We start from the raw sequence: 965 nt of genomic DNA, 5'->3' as shown, positions 1-965 counted from the left end.
GACCCCTGCTTCAGTGGTCGAAGTGGGTGCGGGGCGCGCCGTCCGGGAGGTTGTCCAGGATGTCTTCGGCCACTTTGCGGAGCTTGATGTTCCGGTGGCTGGAGGCCTTGGAGATGATGCCAAACGCCTCCCGGTAGGAGCACCTGTTCTCCGCCATGATCACCCCGCAGGCGATGTCGATGGAGGTCCGGCTCTCCAGTGCCGAGCGGAGATCGGCCGCGGAAGTCCGGGCTTCCCGGAGCTCCAGGGCCAGCCTGAGGCTACGCGATGCGAGGTCCGCAAAGCCGAGGGCCGCGGCGACCACGGCCTGCGGAAATGCCGCCGTCCTGGCGGCAAAAAACGCCAAGGCCGACTGCGCGCCGTCGTCCAGCTGCAGCTGTACGGCCAGGACGCTCCTATAGCCGGCGGGCCTCACGTGGCGCCTGTATTCGGGCCAGCGGAAATCCGTGGCAAGGTGGTTTGCCGCTACCGGGAGTCCTGTGGCCAGGGCATCAGTCAGGGGGCCCTCGCCCAGTTCGAGTTCCCGCGAGGCCAGCGCGCATGGGTGGCCGGCCGTCCCCGCCACGGTGGTGTGCTTGCCGGCGTGCAGCACCACGGCGCACTCGGCGACGCCGCCCACGGACTTGGTGAGTGTTGCCCCGGCCATCCGGGCCAGCGTGTCCAGTGACTCGGCAAGACTTTGGGCGCCCGTCACGAGATCGAGCAAAAGCCCGTCGCGCAGTCCGTCCAATTCCGGGAGGTCGACGGCGCCGCGGGGTGTTTCCGCCCCATCGATCGGGGCCGGGGATGGCGAGCACGGACTGTTCATGGCTCGGTCAGCAACTGCCGGGCGGGATGGCGCACGGAGGACCGGGCGGCGCGAGTGAAGGGCCGGCGACGGCTGGGGGAGAGGCCTTGGTCTCAAAGACCTCCTCGTCGCCGGCCCCGCTTATTGCCCCGGTCCTGGGGGCCGGGAAGCCGCAATA

At 69.4% G+C, this 965-nt stretch carries 1 protein-coding gene; it reads right to left on the bottom strand.

Features of this window, described 5'->3' with window-relative positions:
- Window positions 1-10: 10 nt before the first annotated feature.
- Entirely contained in the window at window positions 11-808 is a 798-nt protein-coding gene (locus ABV518_RS07705) for a GAF and ANTAR domain-containing protein (protein ID WP_367766296.1), read from the bottom strand.
- Between the last annotated feature and the right edge of the window lie 157 nt (window positions 809-965).

It is taken from the genome of Arthrobacter sp. HS15c (genome assembly GCF_040812005.1).
In the GTDB taxonomy this organism is placed as follows: Bacteria; Actinomycetota; Actinomycetes; order Actinomycetales; family Micrococcaceae; genus Arthrobacter.
Note: the sequence above shows the minus strand (reverse complement) of the source record. Positions and strands in the feature narration are given on the sequence as shown.